Source organism: Flavihumibacter sp. CACIAM 22H1 (genome assembly GCF_001601815.1).
Lineage (GTDB): Bacteria > Bacteroidota > Bacteroidia > Chitinophagales > Chitinophagaceae > Flavihumibacter.
Genome location: NZ_LUKG01000026.1, coordinates 5001 through 9066 on the forward strand (window position 1 = coordinate 5001; position 4066 = coordinate 9066).

At 46.8% G+C, this 4066-nt stretch carries 4 protein-coding genes (1 of these 4 running past the window's edge); 1 reads left to right on the forward strand and 3 read right to left on the reverse strand.

The window, feature by feature from the left end:
- Positions 1 to 2383, forward strand: the 3' portion of a protein-coding gene (locus A1D16_RS09255) for a M1 family aminopeptidase (protein ID WP_290709075.1). 119 nt of this gene lie to the left of the window's left edge; 2383 of the gene's 2502 nt are visible here — the last part of the coding sequence; the start codon falls outside the window, past its left edge; it ends in the stop codon at positions 2381 to 2383.
- A gap of 102 nt (positions 2384 to 2485) precedes the next feature.
- Here the strand turns inward: A1D16_RS09255 and A1D16_RS09260 are convergent, their stop codons facing one another.
- The 3 genes from A1D16_RS09260 to A1D16_RS09270 form a co-directional block, all read right to left on the reverse strand.
- Entirely contained in the window at positions 2486 to 3286 is an 801-nt protein-coding gene (locus tag A1D16_RS09260) for a YgcG family protein (protein WP_290709076.1), read from the reverse strand.
- A 14-nt stretch (positions 3287 to 3300) separates the two neighbouring features.
- On the reverse strand, positions 3301 to 3762 hold the full coding sequence (locus A1D16_RS09265) for a TPM domain-containing protein (protein WP_290709077.1): 462 nt from the start codon (positions 3760 to 3762) through the stop codon (positions 3301 to 3303).
- A gap of 9 nt (positions 3763 to 3771) precedes the next feature.
- A partial coding sequence (locus A1D16_RS09270) for a LemA family protein (RefSeq protein WP_290709078.1) occupies positions 3772 to 4066 on the reverse strand: 295 nt, incomplete at its 5' end.

Consider the following 4066-nt stretch of genomic DNA (forward strand, 5'->3'; position numbering starts at 1 on the left):
CAATAACCTGGTACATACCCGGCTCGATGTTCAATTTGATTACAGCAAATCATACCTGAACGGTAAAGCCTGGATTACCCTGCAACCGCATTTTTATCCGACCGACTCACTGACACTGGATGCCAAAGGAATGGATATCAAAACCGTAGCGCTTTCTGCCGGCAAAACCAATAGCCCCCTTAAATACCAGTACGATGGAATGGCTTTACGGATTCAACTCAATAAATCCTATACCAACCAGGAAAAATATACGGTTTATATTGAGTATACTGCTAAACCCAACGAATTAAAAGTACAGGGTAGTGCCGCCATAACGGATGCAAAAGGATTGTATTTTATTAATCCTAAAGGAGAAGAAAAAGACAAACCAACCCAGATCTGGACACAGGGTGAAACAGAAGCTACTTCCGTATGGTGCCCCACCATCGACCGGCCTGGTCAAAAAACAACCCAGGAAATTTCCATGACTGTTCCTGATAAATATGTTACGCTCAGCAATGGTAAACTGGTAACACAGAAAAAAAATGCCGATGGCACCCGTACCGATCATTGGAAAATGGACCAGCCCCATGCCCCCTACCTGTTTTTTATGGGTGTAGGCGACTATGCCATTGTTAAAGATGCATACAAAGGAAAAGAAGTAAGCTACTATGTAGAGAAAGAATTTGCCCCGGTTGCCAAAAAAATCTTCGGGAACACCCCTGAAATGATGGCTTTTTTTGGAAAAATCACCGGCATAGAATATCCCTGGGTAAAATATGCTCAGATCGTAGGACGCGATTATGTTAGCGGAGCTATGGAAAATACCACGGCTACGCTGCACCAGGAAAGTGCGCAGCAGGATGCCCGTGAACTTATTGATGGAAACCGCTGGGAAGATGTCATCGCGCATGAATTATTTCACCATTGGTTTGGTGATTATGTTACAGCAGAAAGCTGGAGCAATCTTACCCTCAACGAATCTTTTGCGGACTACAGCGAAACGCTCTGGAATGAATACAAATACGGTAAGGATGCAGGTGCCGCTGCTTCTTACAGCGCCATGGAAGGTTACCTGGCCAATCCGGACAATGCCACCAAAGATCTGGCACGTTTTCATTACCACGACAAAGAAGACATGTTTGATGCTGTAAGCTACCAGAAAGGCGGAAGAATTCTGCACATGTTACGCAATTACCTGGGAGACAGCGCCTTTTTTAAATCACTCAACAAATACCTGTCAGACAACCGCTTCAAAGCCGCGGAAGCACACCAGCTACGCCTGGCTTTTGAAGAAATCAGCGGCAAAGACCTGAACTGGTTTTTTAACCAATGGTATTTCGGCAGCGGACATCCAAAGCTCGAAATCACCTACAACTATAACGATGCTGCGGGTAAAGCAACCGTGTATATCAAACAAGTGCAGGAAGGCGACAAACTATTCCAGTTACCAATGGCAATTGACGTATACGAAGCCGGAAAAAAAACCCGCTACCAGGTAATGGCCTCCAATAAAACGGACAGCTTCCAGTTCAGCTATAAAAAACGCCCCGACCTCATCAATGTAGATGGCGATAAAATATTGCTTGCTGAAAAGAAAGACGATAAAACCCTGGAGCAATATGCCTATCAATATAAACATGCCGGAAATTACCTCGATAGACGGGAAGCTATTGAATTTGCAAAAGAAGACCAGGACCAGCCCCTGGCACAATCTATTTTACTGGAGGCATTAAAAGATCCCTATCATGGCTTAAGAAACCTCGCCCTTCAATCAATCGACCTCAAAAAAGCGGCGCTTAAAACTGCTGCAGAAAAACGACTGGCGGAAATGGCCGAAAAAGACCCGAAAGCCCCGGTAAGAGCAAAAGCAATTTCCCTATTAAGCGCTTATAAAAGTGATAGCTATACGCCAATTTTCAAAAAGGGAGTAGCGGATTCTTCCTATTCCGTAGCAGGTGCTTCCCTGTCTGCATTAATAGACCGCGACAATGCGTCTGCTGTAGAAGCTGCTAAAAAAATGCTGGCCCAGCCTATTAAAGGCAGTCTTATTCCGGCGCTTACCAATATTGCGGCAAAAAACAATATTCCGGAAGCGGTGGCACCCATCAATGCTGCCTTTGGACGTATGCCCCTCTCACAGGAAAAACTGGAATTGCTGGAACCCTTTGCCCGCCTCCTGGCTACCACCAAGGATGCAGCGCAGGCAAAAACAGGGGTTGACCATATTGTAAAATTCAGAGAGGGAATTCCTGCCCAGTATCGGACCCAAATAGATCCCTTTATCAATAACATGATCCTGCAAGGCATACAACAGGCCTGGCAGAAAAACAACGGTACCGAAGCAAATGAAGTAGTGGAGTACATAAAGGAGGCGAGAGCAGGGCAGAAAAAGGGCTTTTAACCTTGTCTATCACCAGGTCAAAAAAACCTGAATAAAAGAATTGGGTGCCGGAATTCCGGCACCCAATTCTTTTATCTATTAACAGCTTCGAGGCTTTTTTTATTACCAGTTTCCTCCGGCACCGCCTCCGCCAAATCCGCCACCACCGAATCCGCCAAAACCGCCGCCGCCGCCGCCGCCACCGAATCCACCACCACTTCCTCCGCCGAATCCGCCAGGGAAAATTACAGGAGGACCACTGTTCCAGCCCCTGTAACCACGACGGCTCAGCATACCTCCACCTCCGCGGCCACCGCCTCCCCTCGAACTAAAGAGTACGATCATAATTACAATAAAAATAATAAGACCGATCGGAATACCCGTGCCTCCTTTACCCCGATCGCGATAGCCCGCCGGTGCTTTGTATTCACCTGCGGCAGCTTTGATAAGAGCATCGGTTGCTTCATCCAGCGCCCGGTAATAATTACCGGTTTTGAGATTCGGGATCATTTCCCGATCCACAATTCTTTTGGCAATAATATCCGGAATTGCGCCTTCTAATCCATAACCAGGAGAAATATACACCTTACGTTGCTCCTGCCCATCGTTCCCGGTGGACACCAGTACCACCACCCCATTATTGAACTCTTTTCCGCCGATACCCCATTTCCGCCCCAGTTCCGTAGCATATTCATTCGGCTCCAGTCCATTGAGGGTCTTTACCAGGATGACAGCGATCTGGTTGGAAGTAGTATCATCATAGGCAACCAGTTTTGCCTCTAGGGCGGCAACCTGGTCGGGCGTAAGTAATTGCGCCGCATCATTCACCAAGCGGGGCGGATTGGGCTTAGGCAGCACCCTGTCCTGCGCTGCCAAAGACAGCGAAACAAAGAGCAGGATTACCCAGGCTAATAATTTATTCATAATTCAATTCGTGCTTAATGACCAAAAATGATGTCATCAGGCAATTCATTTTTATCCGTAGTAGGTTTGTAAGGAAAATGCCGGCTCAACAGTTCACCGATATCTTTTATGGCGTAGACCAGTCCTTCCGCATACGCATTATTACGAAAATGATTGATCACCAGCCCTATTTCGGCAGTCCAGAAATCGGGGCCAGCTACCGCATGAATACCATCATCTGCCCAGATAGCTACCTGGTGATCCAGGGATGCGATATAAACCAATACGGCATTGCGTTCCTCTGTATGATCCATCTGCAGGCTCCAGAATAATTCTGCAGCCCGATCCATGGGATTTACATATTTACAGCGGCTTTCAACAAATACCCTGATTTCTCCACTGGTCATTTTTTCCGCTGTCCGAATGGCGTCCAGCACCCTGGCAGCTTCTTCGTGCGTAAAAAAACGGGCTTTGCGTTTCAGGAAAAAAAATGCCATCAGCCTTTATTAAAATTGAACTTTAGGAGCATTCTCTGAACCAGGATCAGCTTTGAATCCTTCTTTAACGGCGAATCCAAACATACCTGCGAAAATATTATTAGGAAAGCGGCGTACAGAACTATTGTATTCCTGTACAGCGGCGTTGAAATCATTCCGGGATACTTTGATCCTGTTTTCGGTTCCTTCCAGTTGCGCCTGCAGATCCCTGAAATTCTGGTTGGCCTTCAGGTCGGGGTAGTTTTCAACCACTGCCAGTAATCTACCCAGTGCACTGGATACGCCAGCCTGTGCCTGCTGGTAT

Coding starts and splice junctions, on each gene's coding strand:
- A1D16_RS09260 (WP_290709076.1), bottom strand. CDS start 3,286: ATGAATAAATTATTAGCCTGGGTAATCCTGCTCTTTGTTTCGCTGTCT.
- A1D16_RS09265 (WP_290709077.1), bottom strand. CDS start 3,762: ATGGCATTTTTTTTCCTGAAACGCAAAGCCCGTTTTTTTACGCACGAA.